The sequence below is a fragment of the Streptomyces sp. NBC_01232 genome (assembly GCF_035989885.1).
Lineage (GTDB): Bacteria > Actinomycetota > Actinomycetes > Streptomycetales > Streptomycetaceae > Streptomyces.
Genome location: NZ_CP108518.1, coordinates 2,915,579 through 2,931,520, shown reverse-complemented (window position 1 = coordinate 2,931,520; position 15,942 = coordinate 2,915,579). Strand labels below are relative to the sequence as shown.

Sequence of the window (15,942 nt, the reverse complement as noted above, 5' to 3'; positions counted from 1 at the left end):
GTTTGAAGGCGCCTTTACGTCGGTCGCCTAGGATCTTCCGGGTGAACAGCAGCAACCTCCCCACGGTTTCCGTCGTGGTCATCGCGTACAACGACGCCGGGCTCGTGGGCGAGGCCGTTTCCTCGGCCCTCGCCCAGGGCCCGGTGGTCACCGAGGTCATCGCGGTGAACGACGCCTCGTCCGACGGCACCGCTCAGGTGCTGGACCAGCTGGCCGCCGTCCACCCCCGCCTCAAGGTGGTGCACCGGACGGAGAACAGCGGAGGGTGCGGCACCCCGCGCAACGACGGGATCGCGGCCGCGTCCGGCCGGTACGTCCTCTTCCTCGACAGCGACGACATCCTGCCGGCGGGGGCGGCCGACGCCCTGGTCCGCACGGCAGGGGAACACGGCGCCCCGGTCACCGTGGGCGCCGCGGTACGGCGGGAGCTGCCCCAGGGCCACGACGTGCCGTGGATGCGCGGACTCCACACCCCGGGCGATGTGATCGAACGCCCGGCGGACCGGCCCGATCTCGTCCGCGACACCCTCTGCGTCAACAAGCTGTACGAGCGCGCCTTCCTCGAGGAGCACGGCCTGCGCTTCCCCGACGGCCGGTTCGTCTACGAGGACTTCGTCTTCACCGCCCGGGTGCTCGCCGCGGCCCCCCGCATCGCCGTCACCGGCGACCTCGTCTACGTCTGGCACGTGCGCCGCAGCGCCGCCCAGAAGTCGATCTCCCTGGACCGCAAGGACGTCGGGAACTGGCGCTCGCGCGTCGAGGCGCACCGCACGGCCGCCCGGATCCTCTCCGAGGCCTCCCCGCTGCTGGGCAGTGCCTGCCGGGTGAAGTTCCTGGAGTACGACCTGCGCATGTACCTGCGCGAGCTCGGCCGCGACCCCGAGTACCAGGCCGCCTGGTGGACCCTGACCCGGGAGTACGTCGACACCTTCCCCGAGGCCGACATCGAGTCCGCCGCGGCCCATGCCCGCTGGATCGTCTCCGTGCTGCGCGCCACCCCCACCCCGCCCGCCGACGTCGAGCGGCTCACCCGGCTCGCCGCCGAACCGCCGCGGCTGCTGCCCCCGTACGCGAACGGCCCCTCCGGCGAGCCCGTGTGGAGCGACGAGCTCCCGGTGGAGCTGGCCGGCCTGCGCACGCTGCCGGTCGCCGGGCTGCCCGTCACCGTCGACGCCGAACCGGCCGGCCGCGGCGCCGTCCGGATCCGCGTGCACGACCTGTACGGGCGCCTCGCCGAGGCGGGGCCCGTCACCGCGCAGCTGAGCTTCATGGCCCGTGCGGGAGGCGAGGCGGTCCTGGCGCAGCCGGTCGAACTGAAGCCCGATCCCGACCCCGGCCACGGCGGCGGCTGGATCGCCGTTCTGCCCTTCCGCCTCGCCGATCTGGCCGTCACCGGCCGCCGCCGGGGGCTGCGCAGGATGCAGGCGTGGAACGTCGGGGTGGGCGTGCGGTGCGCCGACGGGAGCTCGGTGTTCACCTCCTTGCGCCCCCGGGGCCGGCTGCTCCGCCGCCAGGCGCTGCCCAGCAGCCGGTACGGTGTTCTGCTGGCGCAGCCCTACCGGACGGGGGCCGGTGCCCTCGCACTGCGCCTCGCGCCGGGTGCCGAGGGAGCACTGGACCTCGTACGCAACCGCCTCCACCGGGCCCGGTCGGGCCGGGGGGCGGGCTGACGGCCCCGGACCGGGCCCGTGCGGGCCGGTTCACCCCACTGTGCTTCTCATCCCGAAGTCGGACAGGACCAAGGAGATACACATGACGTTTCTGATCACCGGTGGCGCCGGGTACATCGGCTCGCACGTCGTCCGCGCGATGATGCTCGCGGGGCAGGAGGTCGTCGTCCTCGACGACCTCTCCACGGGCAACGAGGACCGCGTGCCGGAAGGCGTCGGGCTGGTGGTCGGATCCGTCCTGGACCGGCTGGTCGTGGACGAGGTCATCCGCAAGCACAAGATCACCGGCGTGGTGCACCTCGCGGGCAAGAAGCAGGTCGGCGAGTCCGTCGAGAAGCCGATGCACTACTACCACGAGAACGTGCAGGGCCTCGCCGTCCTGCTGCAGGCCGTGGCCGACGCGGGCATCCGCAACTTCCTCTTCTCCTCCTCCGCCTCCGTCTACGGCATGCCCGACGTGGACCTGGTCACCGAGGACACCCCGTGCGCGCCGCTGAGCCCCTACGGCGAGACCAAGCTGGCCGGGGAGTGGCTGGTGCGCGCCGCGGGCAAGGCGCACGGCATCTCCACCGCCTGCCTGCGCTACTTCAACGTGGCGGGCGCCGCGACCCCCGAGCTCGCCGACACCGGCGTCTTCAACCTGGTCCCGATGGTCTTCGAGCGCTTCGACGCAGGCCAGGGCGCCAAGATCTTCGGTGACGACTACCCGACCCCGGACGGCACCTGCATCCGCGACTACATCCACGTCGAGGACCTCGCCGAGGCCCATGTGGCGGCCGCCCGCAAGCTCGCCGAGTGGGGCGCGGCCGGCGAGTACAAGGACCTCACCGTCAACATCGGGCGCGGCGAGGGCGTCTCCGTCGCCGAGATGGTCGCGCTGATGAACGAGATCACCGGCCACGACATCGCCCCCGTGATCAGCCCGCGCCGCCCCGGCGACCCGGCGAAGGTCGTGGCCTCGGCCGACCGGATCACCGGCGAGCTGGGCTGGAAGGCCCGCCACGACGTCCGCGAGATGGTCGCCTCCGCCTGGGCGGGCTGGGAGGCCAACAAGGTGGCCCGCCGGGACTCCCACCGGGACGTCCTCCAGGCCTGACCCGGCCGGCACATGTGCGAGCGGCCCGCCCCGGAAGGATCCGGGGCGGGCCGCTCGCACATGTCCACGGGACGCCGGGGTCAGCGCTCCAGGAAGGAGAACAGCTCTTCCCACCGGTCGGTGATCTCGGTGCTGGAGTAGCGCTGCACCGAACGGAAGGCGTTGTCCCCGAGCCGGTCGCGCAGCTCACGGTCGGACATCAGCACGCGCAGGTGCCCGGCCAGCTCCATCGTGTTGCCCAGCCGGGCCAGCAGCCCGTCCTCGCCGTGCTCGACGATCTCCCGTACGCCGGGAGCGCAGTCGAAGGCGGCCGCCGGCACGCCCGCGGCCATCGCCTCCAGCAGCGTGATCGGGAACCCTTCGGCCCGTGAGGCCTGGGCGAAGACGGAGGCGGCGCACAGCGCGCCCAGCACGTCGTCGGTGCTGCCCATCCACTCCACGGAGTCGTCCACGCCGAGCGAGGTGCAGTGCGCCTTCAGCGTCGCCTCCTCCATGCCCGCCCCGTAGATCCGCAGGGTCCAGTCGGGATGGTGCGGTGCCACGTCCGCCCACGCGTCCAGCAGCAGGTCGACGCCCTTCTCGAAGGCGAGGCGGCCGACGGACGCCACGACCTTCTCCGTGCGCGGAGCGGGGGAGGCGGGCATGAACGGCAGCGGGTTCGGCATGCTCCCGACGTTCTCCATGCCCGACCGGATCCACAGGTCCGCGTCCTCGGGGGTCAGCACCAGCAGCCGGTCGACCTGCGGGTAGAAGCGGCGGACCCGCTCCCCGCGGGTGGACTTCTGGCTGGCCTCGAACGACTCGTGGCTCATCCCGATGACGGAGAGCCCCTTGGTGTCGGCGAGCGCCACCCACTCCATCGCCCAGACCTGGGTGACGATGACCACACCGCCCGGGCGGGCCGCGCGCAGCAGCTCGCTCAGCTGCTCGGCCTTGGCCCGCATCAGCGCACGCCGCGCCGACTGGCGGCGCCGCTCGGGCGCGTTCAGCCGGCCCTTGATCCCGCGCAGCCGGCGGGCCGACGGCGGGTGGGTGTCGTAGAGCGTGGTCATCTCGTACGGCAGGTCCTGCGGCAGCTTCTGCCGGATCTCCTCGGCGACCGGGGCGATGCCCACGATGTGCACCCGGTGGCCGCGGTCGGTGAACTGCCGGGCCATCTGGTGCGACCAGGTGGTCACGCCGCCGAGCTCGTCGACGTTGTTGGAGACGATGAAGATGTCACGGCCGCCCGGGGTGGCGGTCTGCTGGCTCACTTGCCGCTCCTGGTGAAGAACTTCTCTACGATCTGGCGGGCCGCGTCCCCGCGGTCGTACTCGCCGAACTCGACGAGGAAACGCTGCCGCGCCTGGGCGTACTTGGCGTCCGCCTCCTCGAAGGCGTCGAGCGCCTGCAGGAGCTCGTCCGCCGTGGCCACCACCGGGCCCGGGGCCTTCTCCTTCAGGTCGAAGTAGGTGCCGCGGATGTCGGTGGCGTACTCCTCGTAGTCGTACGCGAAGAACAGCATCGGCCGGTCCAGGACCGCGTAGTCGAACATCACGGACGAATAGTCGGTGATCAGACCGTCGGCGAGGGCCAGCAGCGGGGTGATGTCGTGGTGCCGGGACACGTCGACGACCCGGCCCGCGACGGACGGCGGCAGCGAGACGCTGTTGAGGTAGTGCGTCCGCACCAGCAGCGTGAAGCGGTCACCGAGCCGGTCCGCGAACTCCTCGACGTCGAAGGGGAAGGTGAAGCCCTCCACCGCGCCGTCCGCGCCCGCCCGGAAGGTCGGCGCGTACAGCAGCACCTTCTTGTCCGGGTCGATGCCGAGCTCGCCCGCGAGCGGGCCGCGCACCCGCTCACCGCTGTTCGCCTCGGTCCGGTGCGCCTCGACGAGGGCGTCGTTGCGCGGGTAGCCCGTGCGCAGCAGCACCTCGTCGCGCAGCCGGAAGCCCTTGGCGAGCGTGCGGGTGTCGTGCTCGGAGCGGATCAGGAAGTGGTCGAAGCGGTCCACGGCGGCCTGGAAGCGGGCCTGGCCGGCCCGGCCCTGCGCCTTGGTCCGGGGCTCGTGGAAGCCCATCCGCTTGAGCGCCGAGCCGTGCCAGGTCTGGATGTACGTGGTCCCCGGGCGCTTGGCGAGCGCCAGCGGGAAGCCCTGGTTGTCGACCCAGAACTCGGCCTGGGCCAGGGCGCGCAGGTACTGCCAGCTCCACCGCTTGACCAGGGTGGCCTCCTTGGGGAAGCCGGCGGGCTTGGCGCCCGCGTACGACCAGATCGCCTCGAACGGCACGCCCTGGCGGACCATCTCCTCGTAGATCGCCTTGGGGCTGTCGCTGTACTGCTTGCCCATGTGGCTCTCGAAGACGACCGTGCCCTTCTTGATCGGCAGCTTCGAGAAGACCTCGTGGTAGATCTTCACCTTCTGCTCGCCGGAGCCGATGTTCCGGCGGGCCCGCAGCGCCTTGCGCAGACCCCGCTTGACCACGCCCGCTGCCTTGCCCTGTATGGCGTTGTTGATCAGCGACTGGGTGCGGACGGCGGCGGCGCCCTCGGCGCTCAGCACGTAGCTGAGGTTGCCCTTCTTGGTCACCTCGGGCCCGAAGCGGTCGGAGACCAGCCGGGTCAGCCGGGGCCGCACGCGCAGCCGGGCCGCCGAGTCCAGGTCGACGCCGCCGACCGAGACGCGGGTGGTGATCCGCTCGCCGCCCGCGGTCAGCTTGAGGCGGACGTCCCAAACGGCGTCGATGATGCCGAGGGGGCGGACGGTGCTCGCGACGTCGGCGGTGACGGTCCACTCGATCGTGTCACCGGCGTGGCGCACGGCTGCCGCCGGGAAGCTGAAGGACCGCACCCCGATCTGCCGGCGGGCCCGGAACTCGAGCGTGGCCTTGAGGTCGGCGTCCTGCGGGATCCGGCCCAGGGGGTTCACGACGGAGCCGGACAGCGTGACCGTGCCGCGGCCGTCGTCCTCGTAGGAGGTCAGGCGGTTGCCGACGGTGAGGGAGGTGAGCGGCGTGGTGTGGAAGGCCTGCTCGGTGACGTCCAGTATCCGGCGGGCCTCGTCGGCGTCGGGACCGTCGATGTGCTGCGCGCACCAGTAGACGCGGCCGTCGCGCTCGGCGAGCGGGGAGGTGAGCCGGCCCTTGTTGGTCATGGCGTCGGCGGCCGGGAGCAGGTTGTCCCAGTCCTCCTTGCCCAGCAGGTAGGCGCAGATCGCCTGGAGGTACGTGACGTTCTCGTACGCGGCCGGGTCGATGCCCGCCAGGTAGCCGTTGGCGAGGCGGGCGAACTCCTGGCGGTACTCGTCGCTCAGCAGCGGCAGGTCGCGCAGGTGCAGCACCAGGTCGTGCTTGAGGAACTTGGCGTCCTTCGCGGACTTGATGTCCGTATGACCCTTTTCGGCCAGCAGGGCGTCAACACGGCGGTGGATCTCCATCCGGTGGACGAAGTTCGCGATTTCGTGGCGCCGGTTGCTGATCGACTTCGCCGCGGCCTTCTCGACCACGTTCCAGAAGTAGACGTGGTTCGGGATCAGCGTGATGCGACGGGCGGCCACGTAGGCCTGCGCGGAGAACAGCAGGTCCTCGTAGTGGATGCCGACCGGGAACTGAAGGCCCTGCTCCAGCAGGAACTCGCGCCGGTAGCACTTGTTCGTGGAGAGGGTGTCGTACACCAGCAGGTCGGGGAACTCGGTGATCGATTCCAGCGTGCGGGTGCGCGAGTAGATCCAGGGGTACCACTCGGTGGTCTTGCCCCACCGGTTGTCGAGGTGCACGCGCACGCACATGCCCGAGACCAGGTCGGATCCGGTCCGCTCGGCGGCGTCCAGCATGTTCCGGCAGGCGTTGCGCTCCAGCACGTCGTCGCTGTCGAGGAACATCACGTACGTTCCGGTGGCCTGCTGGATGCCGTGATTGCGCGGCGCGCCGCAGCCGCCGCTGTTCTCCGGCAGCTGGAAGGCGCGCACCCTTCCGGGGTACTCGGACTCCAGTTCCTGGGCGACCGCGTACGAGTGGTCCTTGCTGCAGTCGTCGACGATCACGACTTCGACGCTGTGCAGGGTTTGGTCCAGAACCGACCGGACTGCTGTCGGCAGACGCTCTGCGTCGTTGTAGACGATGACGACCACGGAGACGTCGGGCACGTGCACCTCGATCCCTTCGTTTCGTTACGTTGAGCTCATTCGGATTCCGCTTATCTCGTCAAAGCTACCGTGTGCCGCCGTCGACTCCGGCAGCCCGACTCCCGCCCGACCCTCGCCGTGCATACTTCTAAGGAAGAGGTGAGGAATGGGTGTGGTCGTCGACAATCACCCGTTCGGACCCAGCAGGAAGTGTTCATGACGAAGCTTTCCGTAGTCGTCCCTTGCTACAACGAAGAAGCCGTCATCGACAGCTTCGACGTGGAGATCCGAAGAGTCCTGGACACCCTTTCCGTCGAGTACGAGGTCTGCTACGTCGACGACGGAAGCCGCGACGGCACGCTCGACAAGCTCCGGAAGATCGCCGCCGAGCACAGGGACCGGACCCGGTACGTCTCCTTCAGCCGCAACTTCGGCAAGGAGGCCGGCATGCTCGCGGGCCTGCGCGAGGCCACCGGCGAAGCCGTCGTGATCATGGACGCCGACCTGCAGCACCCGCCGGAACTCATCGCGACCATGCTGGAGCACTTCCGGCAGGGCCACGACCAGATCATCGCCCGCCGCACGCGCGAGGGTGACAAGAAGGTCCGCTCCGCCCTCAGCAGCCTCTACTACCGCGGCGTCAACCGCTGGGTGGACGTGGAACTCGCCGACGGCGTCGGCGACTTCCGCATGCTCTCGCGCCCGGCCGTCGACGCGCTGCTGTCGCTGCCGGAGTACAACCGCTTCTCCAAGGGCCTCTTCTCCTGGATCGGCTTCGACACCGTCCACTTCGACTACCGCAACGCGCAGCGCGAGGCCGGCGAGACGAAGTGGAAGTTCGGCTCCCTGCTGAACTACGGCATGGACGGCCTGATCTCCTTCAACAACAGGCCGCTGCGGATCGCCATCTGGTTCGGCGTGTCGCTCCTCTCCCTGACCGGCATGTACGCGCTGTGGATCACGACCGTCGCCATCACCAACGGCGTCGAGTCCCCGGGATACGTCACTCTTGTGGCCATCATCACGGGCCTGGGAGGCGTCCAGCTGATCATGCTGGGCCTGATCGGCGAGTACATCGGCCGTATCTACTACGAGACCAAGCGCAGGCCGCACTTCCTGGTCAAGGAGTCGCACGGCACGCAGCCGCAGCCGCTCCCGCGGACCGGGCCGCCGACGGCCGCCGTGATCGAGGAGCCGACGATCGTGGAGCGCAGCACCCGATGAGACGCGGGGAGCAGCTCGGCCAGATCTTCCGCTTCGCCCTGGTGGGCGCGGTCAACACCGGCACCTTCTTCGGCATCTACCTGCTCCTGCACCCGTGGATGCCGTACTTCGCCGCCTACTCCCTCGCCTTCCTCCTGGCCATGGTCGGCTCGTTCTTCATGAACACCTACTTCACCTACCGGACCCGGCCGACCTGGAAGAAGTTCCTCCTCTTCCCTCTGACGAACGTCACCAACTACGTCATCCAGTCGGCAGGCCTCTACGCCCTGGTGGCCTGGGCCGGGATGGACACCCGCATCGCCCCGCTCGTCGCGGCGATCGTGGCCATCCCGTTCACCTTCCTGCTCTCGCGCAAGATCCTCGTCCCGCGCGCCGCCCGTGCGGCCGCAGCGCAGGCGGGGGCCGGGGCGGAGCAGGAGCAGCAGGATCCGCAGGAGCAGCGACAGGACTCGCCGGGACCGGGACCGGGACCGGGGCAGGAGCCGGGTCCGGGGTCGGGGCCTGGTCCGGGGCCGAGTCCGTCCCGGCCCTCGTCGAGCCCGTCGAGCCCGTCGAACTCGTCCACGGTCTGAAACCCCTGAGCGGCCCCGTCGGGCCACCCCGTAGATTGAGGTGGCAGGCAGTTCTTTGGGCAACAGGGGCAAGGGGACAGACGTGTCAGCGGCTAGGCAAGGTGTCGTGGACGCCCGCAGGATCGTGGTCAAGGTCGGATCCTCCTCCCTGACCACCGCAGCGGGCGGACTCGACGCCGACCGGGTGGACGCCCTGGTCGACGTCCTCGCCAAGGCCCGCAGCGGAGGCGAGAAGGAGATCGTCCTCGTCTCCAGCGGAGCCATCGCCGCCGGGCTCTCGCCGCTCGGCCTGCGCCGCCGCCCCAAGGACCTGGCCCGGCAGCAGGCCGCGGCGAGCGTCGGGCAGGGCCTGCTCGTCGCCCGTTACACCGCCTCCTTCGCCCGGTACGGCGTCCGCGTCGGCCAGGTGCTCCTCACCACCGACGACACCAGCCGCCGCGCCCACTACCGCAACGCCTACCGCACCCTCGACCAGCTCCTCGCCATGGGCGCCCTGCCCGTCGTCAACGAGAACGACACCGTCGCCACGGACGAGATCCGCTTCGGCGACAACGACCGGCTGGCGGCGCTGGTCGCCCACCTCGTCCGCGCGGACCTGCTCGTCCTCCTCTCCGACGTGGACGGCCTCTACGACGGCGACCCGTCCCAGCCCGGCACCACCCGCATCGAAGAGGTCCGCGGGCCCGAGGACATCGCGCACGTCTCCATCGGCAGCGCCGGCAAGGCGGGCGTGGGCACCGGCGGCATGGTCACCAAGGTCGAGGCGGCCCGGATCGCCGCCGCCGCCGGGATCCCGGTAGTGCTGACCTCCGCGAGCCAGGCGGCCGACGCCCTCGCCGGACGGGGGACCGGCACGCACTTCCACGCCACCGGGCGCCGCTCGGCGGACCGGCTGCTCTGGCTCCAGCACGCGTCCACCCCGCAGGGGCACCTGGTTCTGGACGAGGGAGCCGTCCGCGCGGTGACCGAGCGGGGCAGCTCGCTGCTGCCCGCGGGGATCGCGGCGGTCGAGGGCGACTTCGTCGCCGGGGACCCGGTGGAACTGCGTTCCGCCGACGGCCGCGCCGTGGCCCGGGGCCTGGTCAACTTCGACGCCAAGGAGCTTCCGCAGCTCCTCGGCCGCTCCACTCGCGAGCTCGCGCGGGAACTCGGACCCGCGTACGAGCGGGAGGTCGTACACCGGGACGATCTGGTCCTGCTGGAGGGCTGAGGTTCGTCAAAAGCGCAGCGCGGCGGCCCGTGGACTGGTCAACTGTGAGAGGCGGGCGGACCCGCGTGGCGGAGACAGGAGGCGGCTGGTGGGACGAGCGCTGACCAGCGTCGGCACAGGGGACGGTGACGGCGGCGGTGGCGGGGAGGAGCAGGATCACGCATCGCGCCTGTGGCACGTGACCCTCAGCGTCTCCGGCAAGCCGGCTCCGCTCTCCGAGGTCCGGCGCGGGCTGGAACAACTGGCCCACGACCATCCCTTCCTGCTGACCAGCCGGTACGCGGACGACCATGCGGAGATCCGCTACTGGGAAGAGGCCCGCGACCTCCACGACGCGGCGGCCGTCGCCCTGCGGCTGTGGGGCGAACACCGCTCCTCGGCGCAGCTCCCGCCCTGGGAGATCGTCGGCCTGGAGGTCATCGACCGCGCCACCTACCACCAACGCGTGGCGGAGGGCTACGGCCCACCCCCGGCCCACCCGGTGGGCGTCCACCCGTACTAACTCCAGCCCCGCCGGCGATTGAGGCCCGGGGCCCAACCCAGCCCCGTCGACGTTCGCAGCACGGGGCCCAACCCGGCCCGCCGGAGTTCGGGGCGTGGGGACCAACCCGGCCTGCCGACGTGCGGGGCGCGGGGGCCCAACCCAGCCTCGCCGGCGTTTGAGGCGCGGGGTACGGGGCGGAGCCCCGGTCCTGTGCCCGCACTGCGCCACGGACCGGTACCGGCCACCGGGTCCGGCTCCCAGGAGCGGCGCGGAGCACGGCCCCCCTGCTGACCCGGCCGGAGGCCGTCTCGCGGGGTGGAACCCCGGCCGTCCGCCCCGGCCCGGGGCTTACCCTGGGCGGCATGACCTCGCTCGATGCCGCCACCTCGCCCGTCCTCGCCACCGCGCAGCGGTCCCGTACCGCCGCCGCCGTCATCGCCCCACTCCCGCGGTCCGCCAAGGACACCGCCCTGCTGGCGATCGCGGACGCGCTGGAGGCCCGTACGGCCGAGATCATCGCCGCCAACGCCGTGGACACGGACAAGGCCCGCGCCGCCGGTACCAGCGAGACCGTCATCGACCGCCTCACGCTGACCCCTGAGCGGATCGCCGCCATCGCCTCCGACGTGCGTGACGTCGCTGCCCTCCCCGACCCCGTCGGCGAGGTCGTCCGCGGCAACACCCTCCCCAACGGCATCGACCTCCGGCAGATCCGCGTCCCGCTCGGCGTCGTCGGCATCATCTACGAGGCCCGCCCGAACGTCACCGTGGACGCCGCCGCCCTCTGCCTCAAGTCCGGCAACGCGGTTCTCCTGCGCGGTAGTTCCTCCGCCTACTCCTCCAACACCGCGCTCGTCGCCATCCTGCGGGACGCCGTGGAGAGCGCCGGCCTGCCCGCCGACGCGATCCAGCTCGTCCCCGGCGAGTCCCGAGACTCCGTCCGCGAGCTGATGCGCGCCCGCGGCCTCGTCGACGTGCTCATCCCGCGCGGTGGCGCCTCCCTCATCAAGACCGTGGTCGAGGAATCCACCGTCCCGGTCATCGAGACCGGTACCGGCAACTGCCACGTCTACGTCGACGCCCGGGCCGACCTGGACATGGCCGTGGACATCCTCATCAACTCCAAGGCCCAGCGGCCCTCCGTCTGCAACTCCGCCGAGACCCTCCTCGTGCACCGCGACATCGCCGACGCCTTCCTGCCGCGCGCCCTCGACGCGCTCGCCGACGCCGGCGTCACCGTCCACGGCGACGCACGGGTCCTCGCCGCCGCCGAGGGCGGCAAGGTCACCGCCCTGCCCGCCACGGACGAGGACTGGGCCGCCGAGTACCTGTCCTACGACATCGCCGCCGGCGTCGTGGACTCCCTCGACGATGCCGTCACCCACATCCGCCGCTGGACCTCCGGTCACACCGAGGCGATCGTCACCACCTCGCAGGCCGCCGCCCGCCGATTCACCCAGCTGGTCGACTCGACCACCGTCGCCGTGAATGCATCCACTCGGTTCACGGACGGTGGCCAGTTCGGCTTCGGCGCCGAGATCGGCATTTCCACCCAGAAGCTGCACGCCAGGGGCCCGATGGGCCTTCCCGAGCTGACCTCCACCAAGTACATCGTCACCGGCGACGGTCACATTCGGTAGTCAACCCCTGAGCGCGGTGTGGCCGGAATTCGGCGGACACCCTGCCCAAGGAGGCCCCCCAGGTCTAGGCTGTTCCTGTGCCGGACGACGTGGGGGGCAAGCCGTTCCCGGACGACGGGGAGCCCGACGACGACCGCGGAGGCGCGGATCACGACTTCGCCTCCGTGGTGTTCGACGAGGACTTCGTCCGGAACGCCGAGATCCATGAACCGAGCGCCGCCGAGCGCCAGCGGGCGGCCGACCGAGCGCGCGCGGAGGCCGAAGCCGCCCGTGCCGTCCCGGGCGGCTGGACGGGCGACGACGACTACGACGGCTACGGCTACGGCCACCCCGACGGGTACGACGACGACCACGGCTGGGACCACGAGCACGGTCACGGCTACCCGGACGGCCCGTACGGGGCCTACGGCGGCAGTCTGCGCCCCTACCGCGGCCGCGCCCCCTGGCTGCGCCCCGTCGCCTGGGTGCTCGCCTTCGTGATGGGGCTCGGGATGGTCGCGCTCGCCTTCAGCGCCGTCTACCGCAGTACGTCGGGCGAGGCGGACCCCGCTCCGGCGCCCGCCAGCACCCCCAGGAGCGAAGTCACCGGCGTCGGCGCGTTTACGTACCCCTCCGTTCGCCAACCCTGAAGGTACGACCCCACTCGCGTACGCCGGAGCCGGGGGCTTCTCTGAAGCGGGGACAGCGGGGAGAAGCGATGGCCGTGCCAGGAGATCCACCCAACAGCACCCCCGAGGGCATGGGCGGGGGCGACGACGAATTCCGGTCGGACGAATACCGGTCGGTGGTGTTCGACGAGGACTTCGTCCGGGCTGCCCGGCTCCAGGAATACTCCGCACAGGAACGCATGGGCGAGCACGCCCGCGCGGTACGCAGCCGCTCCATCTGGTCCGGCAACGGCGCCGCGTCCCGGACCAGCACCCCCGGCCGGGGCGCCCGGCAGGGCATGCTGCTCGTGCTGCTCATCGCCACGGCCTTCGCCGTCGCCGTCTACATGGGGCTGCGCAACCCCTACGTGCCTCCACCCGGGGGACCCGCACAGGCGCTCAGCAGCACGGTGGTCCCGCTCGCGCCGACCACCGTCGTGCCCGGCGGGCGACCCGCCGACCTGTACGCGAAGAGCCCCGCCGCCGACTACCGGGTCGGGGCGGCCGGCATCACCCTGCCCGCCGTGCGCCGCACGCACCACTTCACCGACGCCCAGGTCGTCGCCGCACTGTCCATCGCCAAGGACTACCTCGTGCAGTCCTCGCTGGACCCCGACATCCTCGCCGGATCCGCTTCCCGCCCGGTGCGCGTCCTGCTCGACCCCGACCAGCTGGCGCAGTTCGACCGCAGCATGACCTCGCCCTCCGGTGACGGCCGGCACGCGGCCACCGGCTGGCTGGTCCGCTTCGACCAGGCCACCGCCGTCATGGCCGACTCACGCGTCCGGGTGAGCGGCTCCCTGGCCTTCGAGGAGGTGGCCCCGGACACGCTGGAGGTCACCACCGACCACACCTTCGTGTACGCCGTACGCCCGGCCACCGGGTCCCCGGCCGCGGCGGACGGCGCCTCGCTCTTCACCGTCCGGCGCGAGCTGCGGCTGCGCTTCGACCGGGACGACCTGGGGGCCCGGCGGCTGGAGCTGGCCTCGGCCTATGTGATGGCCGGGCCGCAGGACTGCTCCGCCGACCCGGCGGGGGCCTTCCGCCCGCTCCTGGCCGGAGCCGGCCCGACCACGGTGGGCCCGGCCGCGAGCGACCCGTACGCCAGCGGCCGGCCGCACCGCACGGCCGGGCTGTGCGGCGTACTGGCACCACCCGCGGCCCCGCAGACCCCGTCGGCCCCGCAGGCCGACCCGGTCAGCCCTGCTCCGTAGCCCCGCCCTTGCCCTCGGACGCCGTGCCTGCGCCGGAACCGCCCCCGGCACCGGCGCCGGTGAACTTGTCGCGGAGCTTGCCGCCCAGGTCGCCCGCGCCGCCCGCGATGTCGCCCACGAGCTTCATCAGCGGGTCCTTGCTGGTGCGCACCGTGTCGGCGTAGTGCGCGGCGGACTGCCGGAAGGAATCGGTCACCGAGGTGTCCTTGTCGTCCTCCCGCCGCGGGTAGTGACCGTCCATGATCCGCTGGTGGTCGCGGCTCTCCGCCCACTTCTTCAGCTCGGCCGCCCGCACCGTCGTGAAGGGGTGGGTCCGCGGCAGCAGGTTGAGGATCTTCAGGACGGAGTCGCGCAGATCGCCGCTCGACTCGTACTCCTCGGCCTGGGCGAGGAAGGCGTCCACGTTCATCTCGTGGAGGTGGTTGCCGCCCGCGATCTTCATCAGCCCGCGCATGGAGGCCTGCACGTCCTGCCCCACGAGCAGCCCCGCCCGGTCGGCCGAGAGCTCCGACTTGCGGAACCACTCCCGCAGGGCGGTCACGATCGTCATGATCGCCACATTGCCCAGCGGGATCCACGCGATCTTCATCGCCAGGTTGGTCAGGAACAGCAGGATCGTGCGGTAGACCGCGTGCCCCGACAGCGCGTGACCCACCTCGTGGCCCACCACGGCCCGCATCTCCTCCTCGTCGAGGAGCTCGACGAGACCCGTGGTCACCACGATGATCGGCTCGTCCAGCCCGATGCACATGGCATTGGGGTTCGGGTCCTGCTGCACGTACATCTGCGGGACCTTCTCCAGGTCCAGGATGTAACAGGCGTCGCGCAGCATCGCGTACAGGTGCGGGAACTGCGTCTCGCCCACCCGCACCGATTCCGACAGGAACAGCAGCCGCAGGCTCCGCTCCGGAAGCAGCCCGCTCAGGGCCTTGAACACGGTGTCGAAGCCGCTCAGCCTGCGCAGAGCCACCAGCGCGGAGCGGTCCGCCGGATGCTCGTACGCCCTCGAGGAAATACCGGGAAACCTCCTGCGGTCCCGCGCCGGTGCCTTCTCGAAGCCTGTTTCCGTCATTGCGCCCTCCCCTGGATCGACCTGCTCGACGCTGCGTCTATCCTCTCCAACGCCTGAGTCTGCGTGAGCGTGCCCCAGGCCCCCGCATACGATGTGAGCGAAGTCTCCGTCCGCTCCCCGACTCGATAGGTACCTGCCTGATGAGCCTCTCCTCCACCGCCCACAACCTGGTCGTCCTCGCCTCGGAGGGGGCCGAGCAGCACGGCGGCAACCACGACAGCCTCAACCCGTACCTGACCGGCGGCGCCGCCTTCGTGATCCTCATGCTGATGCTCTGGGTGACCACGCGCCTGAACCGCGACCGCTGAGCCACTGAGCCCGCCGAGACCGCAGCGTCCGCAGCGTCCGCCGGGCCAGTAGGCTCTGCGCTCATGGGAGAGCAGGAGATGCCTACCGGTCCGGTCAAACGCCGGCTCGGCGTGATGGGCGGGACATTCGACCCGATCCATCACGGACACCTGGTGGCCGCCAGCGAGGTGGCCGCCCTTTTCCACCTCGACGAGGTGATGTTCGTGCCGACCGGCGAGCCGTGGCAGAAGTCGCAGCGCGCCGTGTCACCGGCCGAGGACCGCTACCTGATGACGGTCATCGCCACGGCATCGAACCCGCAGTTCTCGGTGAGCCGCATCGACATCGACCGCGGCGGGCCGACGTACACCATCGACACCCTGCGGGACCTGAAGGCACAGAACGACGACGCCGACCTGTTCTTCATCACCGGTGCCGACGCGCTCGCGCAGATCCTGACCTGGCGCAACGCCGACGAGCTCTTCTCGCTCTCCCACTTCATCGGAGTCACCCGGCCGGGCCACGTGCTCACCGACGACGGGCTCCCGGAGGGCGGCGTCTCCCTGGTGGAGGTCCCCGCGCTCGCGATCTCGTCCACCGACTGCCGGGCGAGGGTCGCCCAGGGGGATCCTGTCTGGTACCTGGTGCCGGATGGTGTCGTGCGTTACATCGACAAGCGTGAGCTGTACCGGGGAGCCTGAGCTTCCGGAGAGAGGGGCCCGC

13 protein-coding genes and 1 pseudogene are annotated in these 15,942 nt (G+C 71.1%); 11 read left to right on the top strand and 3 right to left on the bottom strand.

Going from position 1 to position 15,942, the window contains the following annotated elements; all coding sequences use genetic code 11:
* Nucleotides 1-41 precede the first annotated feature (41 nt).
* Both OG444_RS13745 and galE read left to right on the top strand, forming a co-directional pair.
* Nucleotides 42-1,670, top strand: coding sequence for a glycosyltransferase family 2 protein (locus tag OG444_RS13745; protein WP_327262444.1), 1,629 nt, complete (start codon nucleotides 42-44; stop codon nucleotides 1,668-1,670).
* Between the two features lie 82 nt (nucleotides 1,671-1,752).
* On the top strand, nucleotides 1,753-2,766 hold the full coding sequence (gene galE, locus OG444_RS13740) for a UDP-glucose 4-epimerase GalE (protein ID WP_327262443.1): 1,014 nt from the start codon (nucleotides 1,753-1,755) through the stop codon (nucleotides 2,764-2,766).
* Nucleotides 2,767-2,846: 80 nt separating this feature from the next.
* Here galE and OG444_RS13735 read toward each other — a convergent pair whose 3' ends face one another.
* Nucleotides 2,847-4,019 carry a glycosyltransferase gene (locus OG444_RS13735; RefSeq protein ID WP_327262442.1) on the bottom strand — a complete coding sequence of 391 codons (1,173 nt, stop codon included), beginning with the start codon at nucleotides 4,017-4,019 and terminating at the stop codon, nucleotides 2,847-2,849.
* Complete coding sequence (locus OG444_RS13730; protein ID WP_327262441.1) at nucleotides 4,016-6,895, bottom strand: bifunctional glycosyltransferase/CDP-glycerol:glycerophosphate glycerophosphotransferase; 2,880 nt, start codon at nucleotides 6,893-6,895, stop codon at nucleotides 4,016-4,018. Before OG444_RS13730 ends, OG444_RS13735 begins: the two co-directional genes overlap by 4 nt.
* A 189-nt stretch (nucleotides 6,896-7,084) precedes the next feature.
* Between OG444_RS13730 and OG444_RS13725 the strand changes: the two genes are divergently transcribed.
* From OG444_RS13725 to OG444_RS13695, 7 genes and pseudogenes are all read left to right on the top strand, one after another.
* Nucleotides 7,085-8,092, top strand: coding sequence for a glycosyltransferase family 2 protein (locus OG444_RS13725; RefSeq protein WP_327262440.1), 1,008 nt, complete (start codon nucleotides 7,085-7,087; stop codon nucleotides 8,090-8,092).
* Nucleotides 8,089-8,517: pseudogene (locus tag OG444_RS13720) on the top strand (GtrA family protein); the annotation flags it as partial. The gene OG444_RS13725 and the pseudogene OG444_RS13720, both read left to right, overlap by 4 nt.
* Before the next feature lie 229 nt (nucleotides 8,518-8,746).
* Nucleotides 8,747-9,874, top strand: coding sequence for a glutamate 5-kinase (gene proB, locus OG444_RS13715; RefSeq protein WP_327262439.1), 1,128 nt, complete (start codon nucleotides 8,747-8,749; stop codon nucleotides 9,872-9,874).
* Between the two features lie 34 nt (nucleotides 9,875-9,908).
* A complete protein-coding gene (locus tag OG444_RS13710) occupies nucleotides 9,909-10,376 on the top strand; it encodes a hypothetical protein (protein WP_327266776.1) in 468 nt (155 codons plus the stop codon).
* A gap of 344 nt (nucleotides 10,377-10,720) precedes the next feature.
* Nucleotides 10,721-11,998, top strand: coding sequence for a glutamate-5-semialdehyde dehydrogenase (locus OG444_RS13705; protein WP_327262438.1), 1,278 nt, complete (start codon nucleotides 10,721-10,723; stop codon nucleotides 11,996-11,998).
* Nucleotides 11,999-12,075: 77 nt separating this feature from the next.
* On the top strand, nucleotides 12,076-12,627 hold the full coding sequence (locus OG444_RS13700; RefSeq protein WP_327262437.1) for an SCO2584 family spore wall biosynthesis protein: 552 nt from the start codon (nucleotides 12,076-12,078) through the stop codon (nucleotides 12,625-12,627).
* Nucleotides 12,628-12,695: 68 nt separating this feature from the next.
* Nucleotides 12,696-13,859 carry an SCO2583 family membrane protein gene (locus tag OG444_RS13695; RefSeq protein ID WP_327262436.1) on the top strand — a complete coding sequence of 388 codons (1,164 nt, stop codon included), beginning with the start codon at nucleotides 12,696-12,698 and terminating at the stop codon, nucleotides 13,857-13,859.
* Here OG444_RS13695 and OG444_RS13690 read toward each other — a convergent pair.
* Nucleotides 13,843-14,931, bottom strand: coding sequence for a M48 family metallopeptidase (locus OG444_RS13690; protein ID WP_327262435.1), 1,089 nt, complete (start codon nucleotides 14,929-14,931; stop codon nucleotides 13,843-13,845). The genes OG444_RS13695 and OG444_RS13690 overlap by 17 nt on opposite strands.
* A 140-nt stretch (nucleotides 14,932-15,071) precedes the next feature.
* On the opposite strand from OG444_RS13690, the gene OG444_RS13685 reads away from it, so the two are divergent.
* Entirely contained in the window at nucleotides 15,072-15,239 is a 168-nt protein-coding gene (locus OG444_RS13685; RefSeq protein ID WP_037631388.1) for a hypothetical protein, read from the top strand.
* Nucleotides 15,240-15,302: 63 nt separating this feature from the next.
* Nucleotides 15,303-15,920: a nicotinate-nucleotide adenylyltransferase gene (nadD, locus tag OG444_RS13680; RefSeq protein ID WP_327262434.1), complete on the top strand. Its 618-nt coding sequence runs from the start codon at nucleotides 15,303-15,305 to the stop codon at nucleotides 15,918-15,920.
* The last annotated feature ends 22 nt before the right edge of the window (nucleotides 15,921-15,942 follow it).